The 20,409-nt window shown below is 67.5% G+C and carries 19 protein-coding genes; 7 read left to right on the top strand and 12 right to left on the bottom strand.

What is annotated here, in order from left to right:
• Positions 1 to 2: 2 nt before the first annotated feature.
• The 4 genes from ACSLUQ_RS13170 to ACSLUQ_RS13155 are packed head-to-tail and all read right to left on the bottom strand — an operon-like array spanning position 3 to position 3,376.
• Positions 3 to 1,007 carry a DUF1839 family protein gene (locus ACSLUQ_RS13170; RefSeq protein ID WP_461808783.1) on the bottom strand — a complete coding sequence of 335 codons (1,005 nt, stop codon included), beginning with the start codon at positions 1,005 to 1,007 and terminating at the stop codon, positions 3 to 5.
• A 5-nt stretch (positions 1,008 to 1,012) separates the two neighbouring features.
• The gene (locus ACSLUQ_RS13165) at positions 1,013 to 1,924 is read right to left on the bottom strand and encodes an amino acid--[acyl-carrier-protein] ligase (RefSeq protein ID WP_461808782.1); all 912 of its coding nucleotides are present in this window, start codon (positions 1,922 to 1,924) and stop codon (positions 1,013 to 1,015) included.
• Positions 1,925 to 1,937: 13 nt separating this feature from the next.
• Entirely contained in the window at positions 1,938 to 3,119 is a 1,182-nt protein-coding gene (locus tag ACSLUQ_RS13160; RefSeq protein ID WP_461808781.1) for an acyl-CoA dehydrogenase family protein, read from the bottom strand.
• A complete protein-coding gene (locus ACSLUQ_RS13155) occupies positions 3,119 to 3,376 on the bottom strand; it encodes an acyl carrier protein (protein ID WP_417772074.1) in 258 nt (85 codons plus the stop codon). Before ACSLUQ_RS13155 ends, ACSLUQ_RS13160 begins: the two co-directional genes overlap by 1 nt.
• A 334-nt stretch (positions 3,377 to 3,710) precedes the next feature.
• Here ACSLUQ_RS13155 and pcaF point away from each other — a divergent pair, with 334 nt between their 5' ends.
• Positions 3,711 to 4,916 carry a 3-oxoadipyl-CoA thiolase gene (gene pcaF / locus ACSLUQ_RS13150; RefSeq protein WP_417772075.1) on the top strand — a complete coding sequence of 402 codons (1,206 nt, stop codon included), beginning with the start codon at positions 3,711 to 3,713 and terminating at the stop codon, positions 4,914 to 4,916.
• Between the two features lie 44 nt (positions 4,917 to 4,960).
• Here the strand turns inward: pcaF and ACSLUQ_RS13145 are convergent, their stop codons facing one another.
• Genes ACSLUQ_RS13145 through ACSLUQ_RS13130 form a run of 4 tightly spaced genes read right to left on the bottom strand, consistent with a single transcriptional unit; the run spans position 4,961 to position 8,342 of the window.
• Entirely contained in the window at positions 4,961 to 5,770 is an 810-nt protein-coding gene (locus ACSLUQ_RS13145) for a class I SAM-dependent methyltransferase (protein WP_461808780.1), read from the bottom strand.
• A complete protein-coding gene (locus ACSLUQ_RS13140) occupies positions 5,767 to 6,864 on the bottom strand; it encodes a glycosyltransferase family 4 protein (RefSeq protein WP_461808779.1) in 1,098 nt (365 codons plus the stop codon). Before ACSLUQ_RS13140 ends, ACSLUQ_RS13145 begins: the two co-directional genes overlap by 4 nt.
• Complete coding sequence (locus tag ACSLUQ_RS13135) at positions 6,864 to 7,262, bottom strand: 6-pyruvoyl trahydropterin synthase family protein (RefSeq protein WP_461808778.1); 399 nt, start codon at positions 7,260 to 7,262, stop codon at positions 6,864 to 6,866. Before ACSLUQ_RS13135 ends, ACSLUQ_RS13140 begins: the two co-directional genes overlap by 1 nt.
• Before the next feature lie 48 nt (positions 7,263 to 7,310).
• Entirely contained in the window at positions 7,311 to 8,342 is a 1,032-nt protein-coding gene (locus ACSLUQ_RS13130) for a zinc-dependent alcohol dehydrogenase (RefSeq protein ID WP_461808777.1), read from the bottom strand.
• A gap of 93 nt (positions 8,343 to 8,435) precedes the next feature.
• On the opposite strand from ACSLUQ_RS13130, the gene mdoH reads away from it, so the two are divergent.
• From mdoH to ACSLUQ_RS13110, 4 genes are all read left to right on the top strand, one after another.
• Positions 8,436 to 10,292, top strand: a complete 1,857-nt coding sequence (gene mdoH, locus ACSLUQ_RS13125; protein ID WP_461808776.1) for a glucans biosynthesis glucosyltransferase MdoH — start codon at positions 8,436 to 8,438, stop codon at positions 10,290 to 10,292.
• A 195-nt stretch (positions 10,293 to 10,487) separates the two neighbouring features.
• Entirely contained in the window at positions 10,488 to 10,979 is a 492-nt protein-coding gene (locus ACSLUQ_RS13120) for a hypothetical protein (protein ID WP_461808775.1), read from the top strand.
• A 49-nt stretch (positions 10,980 to 11,028) separates the two neighbouring features.
• Entirely contained in the window at positions 11,029 to 12,327 is a 1,299-nt protein-coding gene (locus ACSLUQ_RS13115; RefSeq protein ID WP_461808774.1) for a CaiB/BaiF CoA transferase family protein, read from the top strand.
• Positions 12,324 to 13,973 (top strand): thiamine pyrophosphate-binding protein, encoded by a 1,650-nt coding sequence (locus tag ACSLUQ_RS13110; protein ID WP_461808773.1) that lies wholly within the window; start codon positions 12,324 to 12,326, stop codon positions 13,971 to 13,973. Before ACSLUQ_RS13115 ends, ACSLUQ_RS13110 begins: the two co-directional genes overlap by 4 nt.
• Positions 13,974 to 13,989: 16 nt before the next feature.
• On the opposite strand, the gene ACSLUQ_RS13105 is transcribed toward ACSLUQ_RS13110, so the two are convergent.
• Positions 13,990 to 15,150 (bottom strand): YeeE/YedE family protein, encoded by a 1,161-nt coding sequence (locus ACSLUQ_RS13105; RefSeq protein WP_461808772.1) that lies wholly within the window; start codon positions 15,148 to 15,150, stop codon positions 13,990 to 13,992.
• Between the two features lie 309 nt (positions 15,151 to 15,459).
• Here ACSLUQ_RS13105 and ACSLUQ_RS13100 point away from each other — a divergent pair, with 309 nt between their 5' ends.
• Positions 15,460 to 16,842, top strand: a complete 1,383-nt coding sequence (locus ACSLUQ_RS13100; protein WP_461808771.1) for a tetratricopeptide repeat protein — start codon at positions 15,460 to 15,462, stop codon at positions 16,840 to 16,842.
• A 91-nt stretch (positions 16,843 to 16,933) separates the two neighbouring features.
• Positions 16,934 to 18,187 (top strand): OpgC family protein, encoded by a 1,254-nt coding sequence (locus tag ACSLUQ_RS13095; protein WP_461808770.1) that lies wholly within the window; start codon positions 16,934 to 16,936, stop codon positions 18,185 to 18,187.
• On the opposite strand, the gene ACSLUQ_RS13090 is transcribed toward ACSLUQ_RS13095, so the two are convergent.
• The 3 genes from ACSLUQ_RS13090 to cydB all read right to left on the bottom strand — a co-directional run bounded on the left by ACSLUQ_RS13090 (position 18,184) and on the right by cydB (position 20,404).
• Positions 18,184 to 19,101 (bottom strand): CE1 family esterase, encoded by a 918-nt coding sequence (locus ACSLUQ_RS13090; protein WP_461808769.1) that lies wholly within the window; start codon positions 19,099 to 19,101, stop codon positions 18,184 to 18,186. The two genes, ACSLUQ_RS13095 and ACSLUQ_RS13090, sit on opposite strands and share 4 nt — an antisense overlap.
• Before the next feature lie 137 nt (positions 19,102 to 19,238).
• The gene (locus ACSLUQ_RS13085) at positions 19,239 to 19,397 is read right to left on the bottom strand and encodes a DUF2474 domain-containing protein (protein ID WP_417772088.1); all 159 of its coding nucleotides are present in this window, start codon (positions 19,395 to 19,397) and stop codon (positions 19,239 to 19,241) included.
• Positions 19,397 to 20,404 carry a cytochrome d ubiquinol oxidase subunit II gene (cydB, locus tag ACSLUQ_RS13080; RefSeq protein ID WP_417772089.1) on the bottom strand — a complete coding sequence of 336 codons (1,008 nt, stop codon included), beginning with the start codon at positions 20,402 to 20,404 and terminating at the stop codon, positions 19,397 to 19,399. Before cydB ends, ACSLUQ_RS13085 begins: the two co-directional genes overlap by 1 nt.
• Between the last annotated feature and the right edge of the window lie 5 nt (positions 20,405 to 20,409).

Raw genomic sequence — 20,409 nt, 5'->3', positions numbered from 1 at the left:
CGTCAGGCCGCGCGGCCGTGCGCCGGTCCGGCGTCAAGCTTTCCGGCCAGGCCGCTCATCAGCGCATCCCATGATTCCGCCGCGGGATCGAGGGCGGCGGCAAGGCCGGCGTAACGCTTGCGGGCAAGGGCGCGGGCAAGCTGGAACTGGATGGTCTTGCAGGCCTCCGCGATCCTGCGCGCGGCTTCCGCCTCGTCGGCCAGTTCGCAGCCCGATGCACTGTCGTCCGCGAGCCAGGCCAGGTGACTGGCGGCGAGCTCGAAATTCGCCCCTGCCTGGCGCAGCGTGTTGAAGGCGTATTTGTGGAAGTCCTCGAAGGGACGTTCGGCCAGTGCCGCGATCTGGGCCTCGAACACCGTCTTGTAGGCAAGGAACGGGTTTTCGCTCGCACGGCGGGCGAAATGGTCGGCGAGCAACTTGCGCGCCACGATCCTCGGATCGCCCTCCGGCGCGGAGGCCGGGAACTTGGCGAACTCGGTGTAGGGCAGCAGGGGCAGGGGCTGCGCATGGATGCCGCGCTGGAACACGCCGTCGAAATCCTCTCCGGACAAGGCGAAGAAGCCGCCGTTGTGGAAGTAGCGCAGGCGTTTGGCGGCAAGGTCGAGCGTGGTGATCGCGACCGTCGTCTTGCCATGCTCGATGCGGTAGCTCACCCCTTGCGTATCGGGCAGGAAGAAGCTGTCGACCTCGACGAGGCACAGCCGGCCGCGCGCGATCTGCACCGCGACGTGGTTTTCGACTGGTTCGTAGACGGCAAGTTCCGTGGCGCGGATGCCATAGAGCTGCTCAAGGTCTTCCAGCGGCACCTTGAAGAAGGTGAACTGGTCGCCCTCGAAGTCCTGCGTCAGCGTGAAACCGAGCATGGCGAGCGGATCGAGGCCGAGACCGTTCAGCACCTCGATCCACAGATCGACATAGCAGTTTGTCTCCGGCCAGATGCGGTCGGCCGAATGCAGGGCGTGCGGCTGGTACCCGTCCGGCGACAGGCGCGCGAGGCGGTCGAACATTGCCTTCAACCCCAGAGCGCGGTCTTGACCGGAGCCGGCCAGTCGGCGGCGTCCAGCCCGTGACGGGCGAACAGCGCCAGCGCGATCCGCTCGAGCCCGAAGCCGACGCAGCCGGTATGGGCGGTCTCGCCGTCTGCGGTCTCAAGACCCCAGGTTTCGCCGAAATGATCCTGATGATAGTTGAAGCTGAGGCAGGCGGTCTTGTTGGCCGCAGAGGTCACCGGGATCAGCAGCTCGAACTTCAGCTTCTGCTCGCGCTGGCTGTTGCCCATCATCTTGCCGGCCCGTCCGAAGAACGGGTCGTTGGCGGTGTCCAGCTCCGGCTCCAGGCCGACGGCGGCGATCAGCTTCTGCCCGCGTTCCATCCAGTCGGCGCGGAACTCCATCACCTCATCGGGCGTGCCCATGCGCACGAACTCGCGCATGCGGAAGAGCTGCATGCGGGCCGGGTCCTTGGAGGGTTCGTGGCGGAAGCAGTAGGACTGCAGGTCGAAGAGACCACCGCCGGCGGGCAGCGGTCCGCGCCGGGCGATCACCGGATACAGCGGATAGCAGGCGGCCGGCGTCAGCACGACGTCGGTGGCCTTCTGCCCCTCGGTCCAGTCGCCGCCTTCGCCGATACACTGCAGCAGGTTCATGTGGTCGAGTTCGCAGCCGCAAAAGCTGTGCACCGTGCCGGCAAGCTGCGGAAAGCTCTTCATGTAGCCCGAGCCTTCGAAGTGGGCGCGGTTCATGCCCGGCGGAAAGCGGATCGCCTCCGGCTTGGCCTCGGCCGGCGCATGGGCGTCGATCAGGCGTTCGAAACCGGAAATGACGCTCTCGAAGGCACCGCTGCGACCATAGAGGCCGTCGACGCCCGTGTCGATGAGGAGCCCCGCGTCGAAAAGCCGGTCGAGCAGGCTGGTCTGCATGTCCATCGTGTCCCCCTCCTCAGCCCAGAAGGCTGGTATCCTGTTTGTGGACGAGCAGCATGGTCGACGTGTTGCCGAGAATGCGGTCGTTCGAGATCATGAGCTGGGCGGAATGGGCATCGCGCAGGTGCCGGCCGAGGCTGAACGGGGTGCCGTTCTTGTAGCCGAGGATTCCGCAGATCAGCATGCAATGATTGATGATGGTGAGGATCGTCTGCGAACTGGCGATCTTCAGGTTGTTCATGGCGACGGCGAAGCTCATCGAGGAGAGTTTGTCCTCATCGGTTCGCGCGGCCTCGTATCTATCGAGCGCGGCGACGACGCTGGCCTTCACGCCTTGCAGCAGGCTTGAGGCTTCTGCCAGACGCAGCGCGCCGGGAGGCGCCATATCGGGCGCGCGGCGCGCGGCGGCGCGAACAAAGGCCTGGGCGCGGGCGAAGGCGTCGGCGGAGATGCCGTACCAGACCGCGCTCCACAGGATGTGCGAATAGGCGAGCATCGACTGTGCGGCGATCTCGGCAAAGGGCTTTGGCAGTATCTGTTCCGCCGGAGCCTCGCCGCGGAAGACAAAGCCGTCGGACCGGGTGCCGCGCATGCCGAGCGTGTCCCAGTCGTGGGTCTTCTCCAGAGTGTACTGGTCCTTGAGGAAGACCGTCATCACCTGGTCGCTGGCGGCGGCGTCCACATGGGCGCGCGAGGTGACGAGGATGGCGTCGGCCATCTCGGCGTAGGAGATCACCGTGGCGTTCTTCTCGAGCCGGCAGGTGCCTGCGGAAACTTCGACCGCGCAGATCGAGTTGCGCAGGTTGCCGCCGATGCCGCCTTCGGTCGTCGCCGAGGCGAGCAGAAGCTGCTCGCCGGCGATCCGCTCCATGAAGGAACGATGCCAGGAAGCTTCCTCGCCATGGGTGATGAGGCTCGACACCTTGATCTGGTGCATGGCGAAAATCATCGCCGAGGAAGCGCAGGCCTGGCCGAGAATGGCGCAGAGTTCGGCAATGTCGCCGACGCTGGCACCGTCACCCCCGAGCCCGGTGGGAATGTGGGAGCCGAGAAGGCGCTCGGCGCGCAGTGCTGAAACGGCCTCGGAGGGGAAACGTCCGGCCGCATCCACATCGTCGGCATGGACGGCGGCGATTGCGGCCACCCGGCGCATCCGCGCGCCAAGGTCGGTTGCCGAAGCGGATGCGTGGATGTTCATCACGCCGCCCTTTGCTCGCCGGTCAGTTCGTCGACCGTCGTGGTGATCATGGCGATGCTGGAGAAGGTCTTGCGGTTCAGCCGGTTCTCGGGGAACTCGATGTCGAAGGCTTCCTCGATCGCCAGCATGAGCTGGACGGAGGCGAAGGAGGACAGCCCCGCCGCATAGAGATCGGCATCCTCGGCAAGTGAGGTTGCGTCAACCGGCAGCTTGCCGTGCTTTTCGATGATTGATCGAATGGTCGTCGCGGTCGACATGTCCCGCCCTCCTCAAAATCCATGGTTGCTGCGATCATGGCCGGAATTTCTATGCCGGCGCTGTAAACGCCTGATTTCTGCCAGACCCGCGTTGACGATCTCTAAAATTGCCGCGAATTTCACAAGGCGCTGGTCTTGTGGTTAACACAGTCTTTACTTGATTGTCAGTGAGGCATGCCGGTGCGCCGCCCCTTCAGTCGGGAGCCTTCGGCATGCGTTTTAATTGACCGTCCGGTCGTTCAATTATTATATGGATGCCTGAGAGATTGACGCCGGTACCGCTGCCAACGAAAACGGTGCCGGACATTCGAAGTGCCCGGTGGGAGGGAAGCATATGCGTCATGCCTATATCGTCGACTACATCCGCACGCCGATCGGCCGGTTCGGCGGCGCGCTGTCGAGCGTGCGCGCCGACGATCTCGGCGCGGTGCCGATTCGCGCGCTGATCGAGCGCAACGCAAAGGTCGACTGGGCCCGCGTCGATGACGTGATCTACGGCTGCGCCAATCAGGCGGGTGAGGACAACCGCAATGTGGCGCGCATGGCTGCGCTGCTCGCGGGGCTGCCGGTCGATGTGCCCGGTACCACCGTCAACCGCCTGTGCGGCTCGGGCATGGACGCGGTCATTCTTGCCGCCCGCTCGATCCGCGCCGGCGAGGCCGACCTGATGATCGCCGGCGGCGTCGAGAGCATGTCGCGCGCGCCTTTTGTCATGCCCAAGGCCGAAACCGCCTTCTCACGTCATGCCGAGATCCATGACACGACCATCGGCTGGCGGTTCGTCAATCCGGTGATGAAGGCGCAGTACGGCATCGATTCCATGCCGGAGACGGGCGAGAACGTCGCCGAGGACTTCGCGGTCTCGCGCGAGGATCAGGATGTTTTCGCCGCCCGCTCGCAGGCGCGCGCCGTTGCTGCCCAGGAGAACGGCCGTCTTGCCCGTGAGATCGTTCCCGTGACCATCCCCCAGCGCAAGGGCGATCCGGTGGTGGTGGACACCGATGAGCATCCCCGCGCGGGCACCACGGCGGAGAAGCTTGCCAAGCTGCCGACGCCGTTCCGCAAGGGCGGCTCCGTCACCGCTGGCAACGCCTCCGGCGTCAACGACGGCGCGGCCGCCCTGCTTATTGCCTCGGAAGAGGCGGTGAAGGCCTACGGCCTGACGCCGATTGCCCGGGTTACCGGCGGCGCGGCCGCCGGCGTCCCGCCGCGCATCATGGGCATCGGCCCGGTGCCGGCGACGCGCAAGCTGATGGCCCGTCTCGGCCTCGGCATCACCGATTTCGATGTGATCGAGCTCAACGAGGCCTTTGCGGCGCAGGGACTTGCCGTCCTGCGCGAGCTCGGCGTTGCCGACGATGCCGAGCATGTCAATCCGAACGGCGGTGCCATCGCGCTTGGCCATCCGCTCGGCATGTCGGGTGCGCGCATTCTCGGCACCGCCGCGCTTGAGATGAACGACCGCGGCGCGGCGCGGGCCTTGGCCACCATGTGCATCGGCGTCGGTCAGGGCATTGCCTGCGCCATCGAGAAGGCGTGAGCGCCTGAGGTCTTTGGGCGGCGCGAGCGATCGCGCCGCCTTTTTCATACGCGGGGCAGGGCTGCGAGGTCGCGGTGGCCGACCCGTGTCACCAGCCTGCCGGCGGCGATCTGGTCGTGTCGCAAGGCCTGCCAGCGCGAGATGTCGGCATCCGGGGCGCCTGTCTCACGCGCGGCACCGGCCCAGCCATCGACCAGCATTTTCTGAAACGCGGCCTCGCCAGGCAGCGCCTCCCAGTCGGAAGGACCCTGCGTGACCAGGAAACCGGCCTGGGCGAAGGTCTCGACAGCATGGGCGTGGGCATCCGGGCCGAGCGCTGGACCGAACCCCTTGTCGCGCCCCTGATGGGTGCGCATCGCTGCCTCGATCCGGCCGTCGAGCGGGTCGGCGGGGGAGAGCGATTGTCGACCGTCGAAGGTCAGCATGGCCAGGAACGGCAGGCGGCTTGCGCGAAGTGTCGCCGCCAGCGCGGCTGTCCACCCGCCGGAGACGAGATCGAGAAAGGCGGACGTCGTCACTCCGTCGACGCCCTCGAGAAGGGATGCTGGAAGGCCGGCGGAAAGGTCCGCCGACACGGTCTCGACGACGAGGCCGTCCGCCGTTGCGCGTCGCTCGGCTTCCGCGATCAGCGCGGGATCATGTTCGGCGAAGCGCCAGATGGTGTCTTGCGGGCAATGCGGCGCGAGCGCACGCGCCGTCGCCCCGGTACCGGCCCCGAGATCGAGAAGGCGGAGCGGGGAAGCCCTGGAGTTTTCGGCGAGAAATGCCAGGAAAGCGTCGCGCACGGTGGTGTTGCGCGCCCTGAGGTCCACCGGTTCGCGCGCGGCGAGCCAGTCCGTCGAAAAACCACTCATGCGGATGTCTCCCGTGTCAGGCCTTCAAGGAGCGCCGCCACTTTGTGCGCCTGTTCATCCCAGCCGGGCAGTCCGGCCGCGTGCCGGCGCGCCGCATGTCCCATGGCAATGCGCCGCGCGGGATCGGCGAGGAGGTCGCGGATCGCCTCTGCGACCCCGTCGATGTCGCCATTGCCAAGCACAATGCCGGCCTCTGCGGGCACAGTGTCGCGCACCGCGCCTTCGCCCGTCGCGACAATCGGAAGGCCCGCTGCCATCGCCTCGACGAAAGCGATGCCGTAGCCCTCGTAGAGCGTGGTGAGCACGAAGAGGTCCGCCTGGGCGTAGAGCCGGTCGATCTGCGGGCGTGGCAGCGCGCCGTGCAGGAATACCCGTCCGGCGAGACCGCTGTCGGTGACGCGTGCGCGCAGCATGGCGGCATGGCACGGGTCGAAGCCGTCGCTGCCGGCGACATCGAGCCGGAAGGGCCTCTCCAGACCAGCGAGCGCGGCGAGCAGGGTCGGGTAGTCCTTGCGCGGAACCAGCGATCCGACGGCAACGAGACGCGGGACGGCAGATGCCGCCCTCTCGGCCTTCGGGGGAAGCGCGACCGGTCCTGCACCCGGCCGGGCACCCGGCTCGACGACCAGGATGGTCTCCACCGCCACGCCGAAGTCGCCGGAAACGATCCGAGCCGTGGCCGGGCTGGTGACGATCACGCGCCGGGCAAGGGCGAGGGCTGCCGTTTCCTGCGCATGCAGCCTTGCCGCGTTGTCCCGGGCAAGGCCGCTCTCCAGAGCGAGCGGGTGATGGACCAGAGCGACAATGCAAAGCCGCTCGGCATGGGGGGCCGCTATCTCGTCGAGCACGCCATAGGCAAGCCCGTCGACGAGCACGGCCTGACCGTCGGCGAGGCTCTCGAACGCGCTTCGCGCCCGGTTCAGCGCGTCGGGTGCGGGAGCCGGATAGCCGGACCCGACGGAGACGGTCTCGACGCTGATTCCGGCGTGCCGGAGCGCATCGACAAGCGCCCGGTCGTAGACATAGCCGCCGGTGGGTGTGTCGAGTGTGCCGGGGTGAAGGAACACAAGGTCGGCGGAACGCCCGCCCGACATCAGATCTCGCCTTCGTACCAGGCGCGCGCAACGTGGGATTCGTGCAGCGTGACGCGGATCGCGTGCAATTCGCCAGCCGGTCGGCCGAGCCGGTCGGCACGGGCGGCCGCTGCGAGCGCCTCGAAGATGTGCCGGGTCAGAAATTCGGTCGTGGTGTTCTTGCCGGCGAATTCGGGAACCTCGTCGAGGTTGCTGAAGTTGAGCGGCGCGAGCACTTCCTTGAGCACCTCATGGGCGCGGCCGATGTCGATGACGATGCCGTTGTCGTCGAGATCGCGCGCCATAACGGCGGCGTCGACGACGAAGGTCGCCCCGTGCATCTTCTGGGCCGGGCCGAACACCTCGCCCTTGAAGGAATGGGCGATCATGATGTGGTCGCGGACTTCTACGGCGTGCATGCGGTCGTCTCCATCGGGAAAAGCGTGTCGTGTCGGGCTGGGGGTGGCTCAGGCCGGTGCGCCGCCGCCGTCCTCCGCGTAGGGATGGACGATCGGCTGGGCGAGCATGCCGGAGGCCCCAGACAGGAGGTCCGGCAGGCGCGCCGGCGCATCCTGAAGTGAAATCGGTTCGCAAAGCATCATGTCGAGCACCGGGTCACGCAAAAGTGACAGGGCCGCCTCCATGCGCCGGCGGTAGCTCCAGCGCACACGGCGTTGCGGGGGAACCTGTCCCACCTGGCTCGACTTGAGGACAAGCCGCCTGCTGTGGAACGCCCCGCCGAGCGGCGCGGCGACCGGCCGGTCGCCATACCAGCTCATCTCCAGCACCGTCGCCTCCATTCCCGCCAGCGTCAGTGCGGTCGCGAGCCCGTCCGGGTGGCCGCTGGCATGGATGACGAGATCCTGCTCGCCGGGCGCATCGCCGGGCAGGCAGAAGTGTGCGCCAAAAGCCCGGGCGAGAGGCGCGCGCGCGGGATCGATGTCGATCACGCTCACCCGTGTCGCCGGTATCCGGGCGCAGAGCCGGGCGACGAGAAGACCGACGACACCGCCGCCGACCACGGCAATGTGATCGCCAGGTGAGGCGTTCGCGTCCCATATCCCGTTGAGCGCGGTCTCCATGTTGGCGACAAGGATGGCGCGCGTCGCCGGAATGTCCTCGGGCACGGGGACCAGCGCATCGGCTGGAAGATCAAAGAGGGACTGGTGGGGATGAAGCGCAAAGACGGTCTGGCCGATGCGGGAAGGATCGCCCTCGATCACCCTGCCGACGGCGGCATAGCCGTATTTGACCGGAAAGGGGAAGTCGCCGTCCTGAAACGGCGCGCGCATGCGTTGCCATTCGCTTTCTGGCACCTTGCCGGCCAGCACCAGCCTTTCGGTGCCGGCGCTGACGCCGGAAAACAGCGTCGCGACGCGCAAGGATCCCTCCGCCAACTGGCCAAGCGCCTGTTGGCGCAGTTCCAGCACATGCGGAGCGACGGCCCACAATGCGGTTGCGCGATCGGGAATATTCGCGTCCATGCTGCGCTGCGTCACAAATCCTCCTTAGTCCGTCGTGAGGTATAGCGCATCCGGAACGCTTCGCCAGTCGTAGGGACAAACGGGTTCGCGGAAAAAGGGCAAGAACACATGTCTGTGGAAGGGGCCTCGCGGTTTGAGGATCTGAACTGTTCGCAAGACCCGGGATCGGCGGCGGACCATCGGCCGCTCGACGCTGGCCGGCTGCGGCTGCGGCGTCTGGCCTTTGGCGTTCTCGTCGTCTCGAGCGCGGCCGCGCTCACGGCGCTGCTTGCCCTCAGCTTCTCCGGAAATGGCATTTCGGCCGGCGAATGGCTGATGATCGGCTGCTTCCTGCTCACCTTGCCGTGGACGGTGATCGGTTTCTGGAACGCCACCATCGGTCTGGCGCTCATGCGTTTGAGCCGCGATCCGGTGGCGGCGGTCTGCCCGCTTGCACGGGGCGATGCCGGCGTCGCCAGCACCGCCTCGACGGCGATCCTCTCTTGCGTGCGCAACGAGGATGTCGAGGCCGTGTGCACCCGTCTCGAGGCGATGGTTGCCGATCTCGTCCGCGCCGGTCGCGGGCAGGGCTTCGCGCTCTACGTCCTGAGCGACACCAATGACGCCGTGATCGCCTGCCGCGAGGAGGAGGTCTTCGCCGACCTCGCCCGCCGCTGGGAGGGCGAGATGCGCGTGACCTACCGGCGCCGGGCGGACAATCCCGGCTTCAAGGCCGGCAACATCCGCGATTTCCTCGAGCGCTGGGGCGCGAACCACGATTACGCACTGGTGCTCGACGCGGACAGCTTCATGGGAGCGGCCGCGATCCTCGATCTGGTCGCCAGGATGGACGCAAATCCGCGCCTCGGCATTCTGCAGACGCTTGTCGTCGGCATGCCCGCGTCGAGCGCTTTTGCGCGCGTCTTCCAGTTCGGCATGCGCCTCGGCATGCGTTCCTACACGTTGGGAAGCGCCTGGTGGCAGGGCGACTGCGGTCCCTACTGGGGCCACAACGCGTTGATCCGTATCGCGCCCTTCGAGGCTCATTGCCATCTGCCGGTACTTCCCGGAAAGGGGCCGCTGTCCGGCTGGGTGCTGAGCCACGACCAGGTCGAGGCGGTGCTGATGCGCCGCGCCGGCTACGAGGTCCGTGTGGTTCCGGCAGAAACGCAGAGCTTCGAAGAGAACCCGCCCAACATGCTGGAGTTCATCCGCCGCGAACTGCGCTGGTGCCAGGGCAATCTCCAGTACCTCAAGCTGCTCGGGCTGCGCGGATTGCCGCTCGTCAGCCGCATACAGCTCGTGCTGGCGATCCTGATGTTCGTCTCCGCCCCGGCGTGGCTGGCCTTCATGCTCATCGGTGCCGGGCTCGTGACCTTCGGCGGCGCGCAGATGATCGCCTTCGACGCGGCGACCGGCCTGACGCTCTTCATCACCATCCTGACCATGATCTTCGCCCCGAAGATCGCCACGGTTCTCGACATTCTCGCCGACGCTCGCCTGCGGAAGGCCTTCGGCGGTGCGCCGCGCATCGTCGCCGGCGCGCTGTCGGAGATCGTGTTTGCGATGCTGATGGCGCCGATCATTGCCGTTGCCGTCACGCTCTTTGTCGCCGGCCTGCCGTTTGGCAAGGCCATCGGCTGGGGCGCGCAGATCCGCGACAGCCGCGCACTGCCGGCGGGTCTTTGCGCGGCGAAGCTTTGGCCGCAGACCCTCTTCGGCCTGGCCGGGTTCGCCTGGGCCTTTTCCCTGTCGCCGGATCTGGTGTGGCCGATGCTGCCGGTGATCCTGGGACCGGCGCTGGCCGTTCCTCTCGCCATTGGCACCTCGGGTCCGCGCGCCGGCGCCCTGGCGCTGGCCAGTGGCCTGTGGCGGCTGCCGGAGGAGACGGCGCCGGCTGAATGCCTGCTGCCGCTGCAACTCCCCGCCCACGCCTCCATGGGTGTGTCCTTCTTCAAGGGGGAGATCGGCAAGGCGGAGGCCTGACCCCGCCGCCAGGCGGCGGTGGCGGCAGGTCGGGCCGGGCTCGCGCGGGCGTGATGCGCGGCGATGCACCGCTCAACCGCCTGTGATTTGTGCGGAGGCCGGCGCCCGGACATTGTGAGCGGGACGAAAGCGCCGACGAGGTCGGCCGCGCCCGTCCGATCCGGTGCCAAACGGCCCGCGCCAGGGAGAGCCTCCATGCCCGATACCGCAAGCCCCGCAGCACACCGGGTGAAACCGCTGTTTCCTCCGCTTGTCCTGTCGACGCTCGTCACGGCGCTGATGGCCGGCGTCTTTGCAGATGGTGCCTGGGAAATATGGGCCCGTGCTGTCACGCCGCTTTGGGTCGGCGGCCCGCTGCAGCCGGCGGCTCTCGTCCAGTCGGTTTTCGGCTTCAACAACGTCACGCTTGCCGAGGCCATCCACCTGGTCGTCGGCATCCTGTTCTATCCGCTTGGTTATCTCTACATCGCCCGGCCGATCGCCGACCGCTTCCTGCCGTTCCTGCCCTGGCCGGTGGTGGCCTTCGGCTACGGCGTCGGCTTGTGGGTCTTCGCGCTCTATTTCATGGCCCATCTGGCCGCCGGCCTGCCAGCCTTCCTCGGCTTCATACCTCTTGCCTGGGCCTCGCTCGTCGGCCATGTCCTTCTCGGCCTGGTTCTCGGGCTCGTCGTGCGGCTGCGCTCCTGAAGCGGGTCGCCAGCCCTCCTGCACCCAGACAAGGGACATCCTCAGCATCATGACGTCTTCCGCGCCCGTCGGGCGCTCCCCCGCGCCAGGTCCCCTCGAGGGCCTCAAGGTGCTCGACCTGTCCCGCATTCTCGCCGGCCCGACCGCCACGCAGCTTCTTGGCGATCTGGGCGCCGATGTGGTCAAGATCGAGAAGCCGGGCACCGGTGACGACACGCGCGGCTGGGGACCGCCCTTCGTCAAGGACGCGGAGGGGCGCGAAACGCGCGAGAGCGCCTATTTCCTCTCCGCCAACCGCAACAAGCGCTCGCTTGCCGTCGACCTTGCCTCGGAAAGCGGACAGGCGCTGGTGCGCCGTCTGGCGGGCGAGGCGGATATTCTGGTGGAGAATTTCAAGGTCGGCGACCTCGCCCGCCGCGGTCTCGACTACGAGACCCTCTCGGCGTCGAACCCTGGTCTTGTCTACTGCTCGATTTCCGGTTTCGGACAAGACGGTCCCTATGCGCATCGGGCCGGTTACGATTTTCTCATCCAGGGCATGGGTGGGCTTATGTCGCTGACCGGCAGGCCGGACGAGGAGGGCGGCGAGCCCACCAAGGCAGGTGTCGGCATTGCCGATGTCATGTGCGGCATGTATGCCTCCAGCGCCATTCTCGCCGCGCTCCATCACCGCACGGCGACTGGCCACGGTCAGCATATCGACCTTGCGCTTCTCGACACGCAGGTCGCCTGGCTGATCAACCAGGGCGTCGGCTATCTGACGGATGGGGTGGTGCCGCCGAGACGCGGCAACGCCCATCCGACCATCGTGCCCTACAATGCTTATCCGGCCCGCGACGGGGCCTTCATCCTTGCCGTTGGCAACGACGCCCAGTTCGTCCGCTTCTGCGAGATCGCCGGCCGGCCGGAGCTTGCCCGCGATCCGCGCTTTGTGCGCAACGCGGAGCGGGTGCGCAACCGCGCCGAACTGGAGCCGGAGATCCGGCGCATCACAGCGACCCGCGACAAGGCTGACTGGATTGCGGCACTGGAGGCGGCCGGGGTGCCGTGCGGGCCGATCAACGCTCTGGATGAGGTCTTTGATGATCCGCAGTTGCGCCACAGGGACATGCGGATCGAGATGGCGCATCCGCTCGCGGCCGGCGGCTCGGTCGGGCTGATCGGCAACCCGCTGAAGCTCTCGCGGACACCGGTCAGCTATCGCCGCCCGCCGCCGGTGCTGGGTGCCGATGGCACGCAGGTGCTCGCCGACTGGCTCGGCCTCGACGGGATGGCTATAGACGATCTCGCAGCCGGCGGTGCGGTGTCGCTCGCCGGGAAAACACCGGACGAGGGAACAGGCGCATGACAAGCGAAGACCGGGGCGCGAGCGGGGCAGCCCTCATTGCCGCGAAGCTGCGGCAGGCAGGCTGCGGCCATGCCTTCGGCATCCCGGGCGGCGAGGTGCTCGCGCTGATGGGCGCGCTCGACAAGGCCGGGATCGCCTTTCATCTGGTCAAGCACGAGAACGCGGGCGGCTTCATGGCCGAGGGCGTCTGGCATGCCGAGGCCCGGCGCGGCGAGGCCGCGCCCGGCATCCTGCTTGCAACCCTTGGACCGGGCGTCGCGAATGCGGTCAATGTGGTGGCCAACGCCTTTCAGGACCGGGTGCCGCTGATTTTCCTCACCGGCTGCGTCGACGGGCGAGAGGCGGAGACCTACACCCACCAGGTCTTCGACCATCAGCAACTGTTGCGGCCCGTGGTGAAGGCGAGCTTCCGCGCCAGCCCGGGAGCCATCGGCGCGATGATGGACAAGGCAATCCGCATCGCGCTGGAAGGCCAGCCCGGACCGGTTCACGTGGACGTGCCGATCAGTGTGGCGGAAGGCGACTGCGGCGAACCGCTGTCGCCCCGGCCGCCCCGTCTCGATGCCCGCCGCATGGTCGCTGCCGGGCCGGATCTTGCTGCCGCGCGCGAGCTCCTTTCCGCCGCGCTTCGTCCGTTGGCAATCGCCGGTGTCGATGCTGTTTATGAGGGCGCAGGCGCGGAAATCGCGGATTTCTGTCGGAAATTTAATGTGCCTCTGCTCACCAGCTACAAGGCGAAGGGCCTGTTGGACGAGGTCGATGCGCTGTCGCTCGGCGGTGCCGGGCTGTCGCCGGGGGCTGACGCCCATCTCCTGCCGCTTCTTCGACAGTCGGATTGCATCCTGCTTCTCGGCTACGATCCCATCGAGATGCGCATCAACTGGCGTGCGCCCTGGCCGCAGGATGCGCCGGTGGTGGAGATCGCCTGCGTGCCGCGCGACCATGGCATGCACGCCGTCCGGCACCTGCTTGCCGGGGGCATCGCCCCGACGCTTTCGGCGCTCGGTGCGGGCCTTGCCGCCCCGCGCCGGACCTGGCCGGATGGCGAGATCGCGGCTGCGCGCGCCGCGCTTGCCACGCGGTTTGCGCCGGAGCCCGAGGGCTGGGGGCCGGCGACGGTGTTTCGCACCCTGCGCGAGGTCCTGCCGGCCGAAACGGTGGCGACGGCCGACAGCGGCGCCCATCGCATCCTCGCCTCGCAGATGTGGACGGTGCCCTTCCCGCGCGGGATGCTTCAATCCTCCGCGCTTTGCACAATGGCCTGTGCCCTGCCGCTCGGCATGGGCCACGCCCTGGCCGAGCCGGAACGCCCGGTGGTCGTTTTCGTGGGCGATGCCGGTCTCGAGATGGGGCTCGGCGAGCTTGCGACCCTGCGCGACCTTGCGCTCCCGGTGATCGTCTGCGTGCTGGTCGACGAAAGCCTGTCGCTGATCGAGATGAAACAGCGCGGCAGCGGGCGCGGCAACGTCGGCGTCGACTTCCAGGGAACGGACTTTTCCGCCGTGGCCCGTGCCTTGGGTGGGTATGGATCGTGGATCGACGATGCCGGATCACTGGCTGGCGAGGCGCGGGCCGCCCTTGGCCGCAAGGGTTTCACGCTGCTGGCCTGCCGGATAGGCCGGCGGGCCTATGACGGCAAGTTCTGAGGGCTGGCCCCGCAGGTCAGCCCATGCCGAGCTTCAGTCTGATGCGTGTGCCGACAAGGCTGCCGGCGAAGCCGAAGACCAGCCACAGCCAGCCGTGCAGCGAGCCTGAGACGATGCCGCCGAGATAGGCGCCGATGTTGCAGCCATAGGCGAGGCGAGCGCCATAGCCCATCAGCAGGCCGCCGACGATGGCAGTCAGCAGGTCGCGGGTCGAGAGCTTCCACACCGGCGCGAACTTGCCGGCGAGCGAGGCCGCGGCCATGGCGCCGAGGATCACGCCGAAGTTCATCACCGACGTCGCATCGGCAAAGACCGAGGCGTCGAGCGCGCCTTTCTGCCACTGCCAGTACGGCCAGTCGGTGACCGTGACGCCGAGCCCCTGCAGGATCTTCGCACCCCAGAGCGCGAAACCGGAGGTGATGCCCCATGGCCTGCCGAGGACAATGAAGGTGGCGATGCCGACAAGGGCGATGGCGAGCGCGCCGAGCATCGGCGACCAGGGGCCGGTCAGCACGGATTCGGTGCGCCGCGGCTCGGCGAGCGATCCGTGCGCGGCCTTTTCCACCCGAACGCTCCAGAGTGCGATCAGCCCGAGCACGACGGCGGTGACGGCGAAGGCGAGCACCGGCCCGAGCGAGGCGACCAGCGAATAGGCGGGAAGTGCCGGCAACTGGCCCCACAGGTGCATGTGCGGCGTGGCGGCGACGGAGCCGGCGACGAAGGCGGCGAGCGTCACCACCATGCGCGTTGAGCCGCCACCGACGGTGAACAGCGTGCCGGAGGCGCAGCCGCCGCCGAGCTGCATGCCGAGGCCGAACATTGCCGCGCCGATGGCGGTGGCAATGCCGAAGGGAAACACGAAGCCGCCGGTCGGCATGCCGAAGGACGCGCCCCAGGCGATCAGCGGGAAGGCGACAGCCGATGTCAGCAGGATCAGCAGGAACTGGGCGCGCAGACCGCCGCCGCGCTTTTCCGTGACGATGCGCCGCCACGCGGCGGTGAAGCCGAAGCTCGCGTGGTAGAGCGCGACGCCGGCGACGCCGCCGATCACCACGGCATAGCCGAGGCGAGGGCCGCCGGTGTTGGCTGCGATCAGCGCGACCGCCGCCAGCGCGGCGAGCGCGAAGGCGAGCGGGGTCCGGTTGGTACCGGAAAGGGGCGGTGCAAGGGCTGTCATGATCTGTTTCTAGCCTGCCGTTGCGCCGGGCGGAAGGAAACCGGTTTCGCCGATCCCGGAGGAATGCGCAAACCGGTTCCCGAAACGCAGCCTTCCCCGCAACCTGCGTCCGCCGGGCGCTTGTCACGGCACACGTTGGCCACAAGTTATTGTGTGTTGCGTGTCAACTGGGTCGCGGAAAGACTTGGACACAGGGTATCTCGGCAGAAGTCCGGATGTCCGGACATCGGCGTCCCGGGGGGAGACGCCGGCGAAAGGGCTGGCTCGGGAGGCCCCGCCGCATCGCCGCAGGCACGTGAAGGACCCGGTATGACGCTCACCGACCGCTACGGTTACCCCCTGACGCTTTCCGACCCGGCCGCGCAGGCGCCCTGGGAGAGGACCGTGAGGGCCTTTCTCGCCCATGGGGCCGAGACGCCGACGCATCTTGCCGAGACGCTGGCCCTGTGCCCTGATTTCGCGCTCGGCCATGCCGCGCACGGGCTGTTCTGCCTGCTGCTCGGCCGCCGCGAGCTGGTCGAGGTGGCCCGGGAGGATCTGGGTCGGGCTCAGACGGCGCGGCAGTGCCGCGGGGCAGGCGCGCGCGAGGCAGCGGTGGTCGAGGCGCTCGCCGACTGGATCGCCGGAAACCCCGCGCGTGCGGCCGACAGGCTCGACGGCGCTCTCGCCGATCATCCCGCCGATCCGCTGTTGATGAAGCTCGTGCACGCGATCCGCTTCGCGCTCGGCGACGCGGTCGGAATGCGCCGGTCCGTCGAGAGTGTGCTGTCCGCCTATGACAAGGACCATCCCGAGCGGGGCTACCTGCTCGGCTGTCGCGCCTTCGCGCTGGAGGAAACCGGCGACTATGTTGCGGCGGAACGATCTGGCCGCGAGGCCCTCACGCTGGCGTTCGACGACGCCTGGGGCCTTCACGCCGTCGCCCATGTCCACGACATGACCGGGCGTGCCGACGAGGGGCGGATCTGGCTCGAGAGCAACACCGCCGCCTTCGCTCATTGCAACAATTTCCGCGCGCATGTCTGGTGGCATCTTGCGCTGATGTATCTCGAGCGCGGCGACTACGACCGCGTGCTCGCGCTCTACGACGAGGACGTCCGCGCCGAGAAAACCGACGACTACCGCGATATCTCCAATGCCGCCTCGCTGCTGGTGCGCCTCGAGATCGAGGGCATCAACATCGGCGGCCGCTGGGAGGAACTTGCGTCTCTCTCCGAGGCGCGCGTCGACGACCGCTGCAATGTGTTCGCCGATCTTCACTACATGCTGGCACTCGGCGGCGGTGACCGCCGGCAGGCGGCCGACCGGATGCTTGCCTCGATGGCGGCGCACGCCGAGGAGCCTGGAGACATCGCCAGGATTACCGGAACGGCCGGGGTGCCGGCGGCGCTCGGCCTCGACGCCTACCAGCGCGGCAACTATTTCTCCGCCTTTCACCACCTGCATCGCGCCCGCCCGTATCTTTTCGAGGTCGGCGGCAGCCACGCGCAGCGCGATGTCTTTGATCGGATCGCCATCGATGCGGCGCTCAAGGCCGGGCTCGCGGTCGAGGCCGAGGCGCTTCTCGAGGACCGCCTGCGCTCTCGCGGCGCCCTCGACCGCTTTGCCGCCGAGCGGCTGGAGCGCGCGGCCGGCATGGAGCGGGCTTCGCGGATCATGCAGGATGCCCGGCTGCGCGCCGTGCCCGCCTGAAATCCGCCATGATTCAATCGTGTGAGAGACGCGCCCGGCCCCGGAAGCCGGCGCAGGGGATATGTAAATTGCGGGACGACAGACCTTGAACATGCACGCCAAGACGACGCTCCCGCCACAGCGGCGACGCGACCCGCGCCTCGATTTCTTTCGCGGCCTCGGCATGTTCATCATTTTCGTGGCCCACCTGCCGGAGAACACCTGGACGCTTTGGATCCCGGCCCGTTTCGGCTTTTCCGACGCCACGGAAATCTTCGTCTTCTGCTCGGGCATGGCCTCGGCCATCGCCTTTGGAAAGGTGTTCGACCATCAGGGGTGGTGGATGGGAACGGCCCGCGTCAGCCATCGGGTCTGGCAGGTCTACTGGGCCCATGTCTGCCAGTTTCTGGTCATCGCCGCCGGGCTTGTCGCGGTGGAGCGCAGCGGCATCCTTATTTCCTGTTGTGGCCTCGAACAGGATTACGTCGGATCGCTCAACCTCTGGCATTTCTTCGACAGGACCGGCGAGAACCTGCCCGGCCTGCTGACGCTGACCTATGTCCCCAACTATTTCGATATCCTGCCGATGTATATCGTCATCCTGGCCCTGATGCCGGTGATCCTGGCGGTGTCGCGGATCGGTCGGGGCTGGGTGTTCGCAGTGATGGCGGCCCTGTGGCTCGCTGCCTCGTTCCGCCTGCTCGATCTGCCGGCCGAACCCTGGTCCGACCGGCGGTGGTTCTTCAATCCCTTTGCCTGGCAGCTTTTGTTCTTCACCGGCTTCGCCTTCATGCGCGGCTGGCTGCCGGCTCCGCCCGTTCGGCGCGATCTGATCGTGGTGGCCGCGATCATTGTTCTGGCGACGGTGCCCTTCGCCTGGTTCCATGCCTACGAGGCCTCGCCCGCGCTCCTCGAGATCCGCACCATGATTGAACCGCTCTGGATCAAGAGCGAGTTCGGCATCCTGCGCTATGTGCATTTTCTGGCGCTGGCCTATCTCGCCTGGATCGCCGTCGGCGCCAAGGGCAGCTATCTGGTAACCGAGAACCTCTGGGGTGCCTGTGTTGGGGTGGTGCAGAAGGTCGGCCAGCAGTCGCTTGCCGTCTTCCTGGCAAGCCTCGTGCTGGCGCAGGCCATCGGCATCCTGCGTGACATGGTCTGGGGACGCGGCAATTTCTTCGTCGAGTTTCTCGCCAACGGGCTCGGCTTTGCCGGGCTGATCGCCGTCGCCTATGCGGTTGGCTGGTACAAGTCGCAGCCCTGGCGCAAGCAGAAGTCGCCTCTCGTGCCCGCCGTGGCGGTCGCCGAGGATATGTCGGCCCGCTCCGCGCCGCGCGGGTCGGGCGAAGGCGAACGCCGCGCCTAGTCCGCGCCCGGACGGTCCTTCCAGTTCAGGCGCGCGGCGAGTTGAACCCATGCCCGCGCGATCCATTCCGCGCGCACGCTGTGACCGCCGTCATGCAGGCAGACGTCGAGCATGGCGGCACTTTTCGGGTCCGGGCTTTCCTGCCGCTGGCAGACGAGAGCGGGGCTGTCCGCCTTCCGCTCTGGAAAGATAACGGGCACGCCCATCCGCCGCTGCCATACGGCGAGGCTTTCTGCCACGTCCGACTGACGCCATTGATCATCGATGGAACGGCCTTGCAGCGGCACGGTCTGGTCGGTGGTGCCGTGGACGTGAAACAGGATCGGCGGTTGCGACGGGCAGGTCTGCGGCACCGGATCCCAGAACGCGCCGGCGACCGGCGCGTATCCCGCGAACAGATCGCCACGCCGGCAGGCGAGGTTCCACACCATCGAGGCGCCCATGGAAAAGCCCGCCGCCATCAGCCGGTCGCGGCGGATCGGAAAGCGCGTGACAAGATCGCCGACAAGCGTGTCGAAAAAGGCGAATTCGTCGCGAAAGCTGCTGGGTGATCCCGGATAGGACCAGGTGTTGCCAGCTCCTTGCGGGGCGATGAAGGCAACGTTCAGCCGGTTGGCGAGGGCCGCCCATGCGCGGTTCTTCATTTCCGCTTCCGCGGAGCCGTTCCAGCCGTGCAGAAAGACGATCGCGCCGAGCCGCGTCCGGCCGTCCCAGCCATCGGGAAAGCGGATGCGGTACTGGCCGCCATCGATGACGCAGGGCGTGGCGGTGCCACAGGTCGCGGCTCCTGCGGAGACCGCATGCGCCGGCTGGCCGGCGACGACAGGCGCGGCAAGCAGCAGGGACAGGAGTGCGGCCGCCCGGCATGCTGTTTTGTGCGGGCTGGTGAGGCGCTGTCGTGGAAGAGGTGTCATGCCGTCGTCCTTGCCTGGATCTCGCGGGGCGCGGGACAGCCCGCCCGCCGTTCCGGCAAGGATGGTCGGAACGGCGGCGAGGGCAAGGGACGAACGATCTGGCCGGCGTCACGCTTTGGTGAGCGCGCGGGGCGTCGCTAGAGGATTGTGGCGCGGATCAGGCTTGCGACGATGAAAAGCGTGCCGACACCGGCAAGCCACAGGCCGGCGAACCAGACAAGCCGCTTCCAGAGCGGCTTGTCGCTGTCGTTGGCCCGGCCGGGGGCGCCGGCCTGTTCGCTGCCGGGATTGGCCATCAATGGTAACCTTCTCCCGGACGCACCTTGCCGCGGAAGATCCAGTAGGCATAGGCCGTGTAGCCAAGGATCATCGGGAGCAGAACCAGCGCGCCGATGAACAGGAACAGCAGCGAGCTTTCAGGCGCCGCCGCCTCCCAGATGGTCACCGACGGCGGCACGATCTTCGGAAACAGGCTGATGCCGAGGCCGGCGTAGGTGACGAGGAAGAGCCCGAGGCTGGCAACAAAGGGAACCACGTCGCGGGTGCCGCGCAGGCTGCGGAAGAGCACGACGGCAAGGCCGAGCACCATCAGCGGAACCGGCGCGGTGTAGAGGATCTGCGGGAAGCCGAACCAGCGGGCGGCGAAGCCGTCGTCGAGCATCGGCGTCCACAGGCTGACGACGGCGATCATCGCCAGCATAGCCATCGCGATCACCGCCGCCTTTTCGCGGAAATGCGCCTGCATCGGTCCTTCGCACTTCCAGATCAGCCAGGTCGCGCCGAGCAGCGCGTAGCCGACGACGACGGCGACGCCGGTCATCAGGGAGAAGGGTGTCAGCCAGTCGAGCCAACCGCCGGCATAGGCGCGGCCCTCGACCTCGATGCCCTGCACCAGAGCGCCGAGGATGATGCCCTGTGCCAATGCGGCGGTCAGCGACCCCAGGAAGAAGGCCACATCCCACACCCAGCGCCGCTCGGGCCGCGCCTTGAATCGGAACTCGAACACGACACCACGGAAGATCAGTCCGAACAGCATCGCCATGACCGGGGCATAGAGCGCCGGCATGATGATCGAATAGGCGAGCGGGAAGACGGCGTAGAGCCCGCCGCCGCCGAGCACGAGCCACGTCTCGTTGCCGTCCCAAACGGGGGCGATCGTATTCATCATCACGTCGCGCTCGGTGGCCGAGCGGGCGGCGGGAAACAGGATGCCGATGCCCAGATCGAAGCCGTCGAGCACGATATAGAGGAAGACGGCGGTGGCGATCAGCAGCGCCCAGGCGAGGGGAAGGTCGATGGCCATCTGTC

Source organism: Stappia sp. ICDLI1TA098, from assembly GCF_054880955.1.
The sequence above is the reverse complement of the archived record's forward strand: the minus strand, read 5'-3'. Positions and strand labels throughout refer to the sequence as shown.

Excerpts from the sequence above, each read along its gene's own strand:
- ACSLUQ_RS13100 (WP_461808771.1), top strand. The coding sequence starts at position 15,460 with ATGACGCTCACCGACCGCTACGGTTACCCCCTGACGCTTTCCGACCCG.
- ACSLUQ_RS13105 (WP_461808772.1), bottom strand. The coding sequence starts at position 15,150 with ATGACAGCCCTTGCACCGCCCCTTTCCGGTACCAACCGGACCCCGCTC.
- ACSLUQ_RS13095 (WP_461808770.1), top strand. The coding sequence starts at position 16,934 with ATGCACGCCAAGACGACGCTCCCGCCACAGCGGCGACGCGACCCGCGC.
- ACSLUQ_RS13155 (WP_417772074.1), bottom strand. The coding sequence starts at position 3,376 with ATGTCGACCGCGACGACCATTCGATCAATCATCGAAAAGCACGGCAAG.
- ACSLUQ_RS13115 (WP_461808774.1), top strand. The coding sequence starts at position 11,029 with ATGACGTCTTCCGCGCCCGTCGGGCGCTCCCCCGCGCCAGGTCCCCTC.
- ACSLUQ_RS13160 (WP_461808781.1), bottom strand. The coding sequence starts at position 3,119 with ATGAACATCCACGCATCCGCTTCGGCAACCGACCTTGGCGCGCGGATG.
- ACSLUQ_RS13120 (WP_461808775.1), top strand. The coding sequence starts at position 10,488 with ATGCCCGATACCGCAAGCCCCGCAGCACACCGGGTGAAACCGCTGTTT.
- ACSLUQ_RS13165 (WP_461808782.1), bottom strand. The coding sequence starts at position 1,924 with ATGGACATGCAGACCAGCCTGCTCGACCGGCTTTTCGACGCGGGGCTC.
- ACSLUQ_RS13085 (WP_417772088.1), bottom strand. The coding sequence starts at position 19,397 with ATGGCCAATCCCGGCAGCGAACAGGCCGGCGCCCCCGGCCGGGCCAAC.
- ACSLUQ_RS13090 (WP_461808769.1), bottom strand. The coding sequence starts at position 19,101 with ATGACACCTCTTCCACGACAGCGCCTCACCAGCCCGCACAAAACAGCA.
- pcaF (WP_417772075.1), top strand. The coding sequence starts at position 3,711 with ATGCGTCATGCCTATATCGTCGACTACATCCGCACGCCGATCGGCCGG.
- mdoH (WP_461808776.1), top strand. The coding sequence starts at position 8,436 with ATGTCTGTGGAAGGGGCCTCGCGGTTTGAGGATCTGAACTGTTCGCAA.
- ACSLUQ_RS13145 (WP_461808780.1), bottom strand. The coding sequence starts at position 5,770 with ATGAGTGGTTTTTCGACGGACTGGCTCGCCGCGCGCGAACCGGTGGAC.
- ACSLUQ_RS13110 (WP_461808773.1), top strand. The coding sequence starts at position 12,324 with ATGACAAGCGAAGACCGGGGCGCGAGCGGGGCAGCCCTCATTGCCGCG.
- ACSLUQ_RS13140 (WP_461808779.1), bottom strand. The coding sequence starts at position 6,864 with ATGTCGGGCGGGCGTTCCGCCGACCTTGTGTTCCTTCACCCCGGCACA.
- ACSLUQ_RS13170 (WP_461808783.1), bottom strand. The coding sequence starts at position 1,007 with ATGTTCGACCGCCTCGCGCGCCTGTCGCCGGACGGGTACCAGCCGCAC.
- cydB (WP_417772089.1), bottom strand. The coding sequence starts at position 20,404 with ATGGCCATCGACCTTCCCCTCGCCTGGGCGCTGCTGATCGCCACCGCC.
- ACSLUQ_RS13135 (WP_461808778.1), bottom strand. The coding sequence starts at position 7,262 with ATGCACGCCGTAGAAGTCCGCGACCACATCATGATCGCCCATTCCTTC.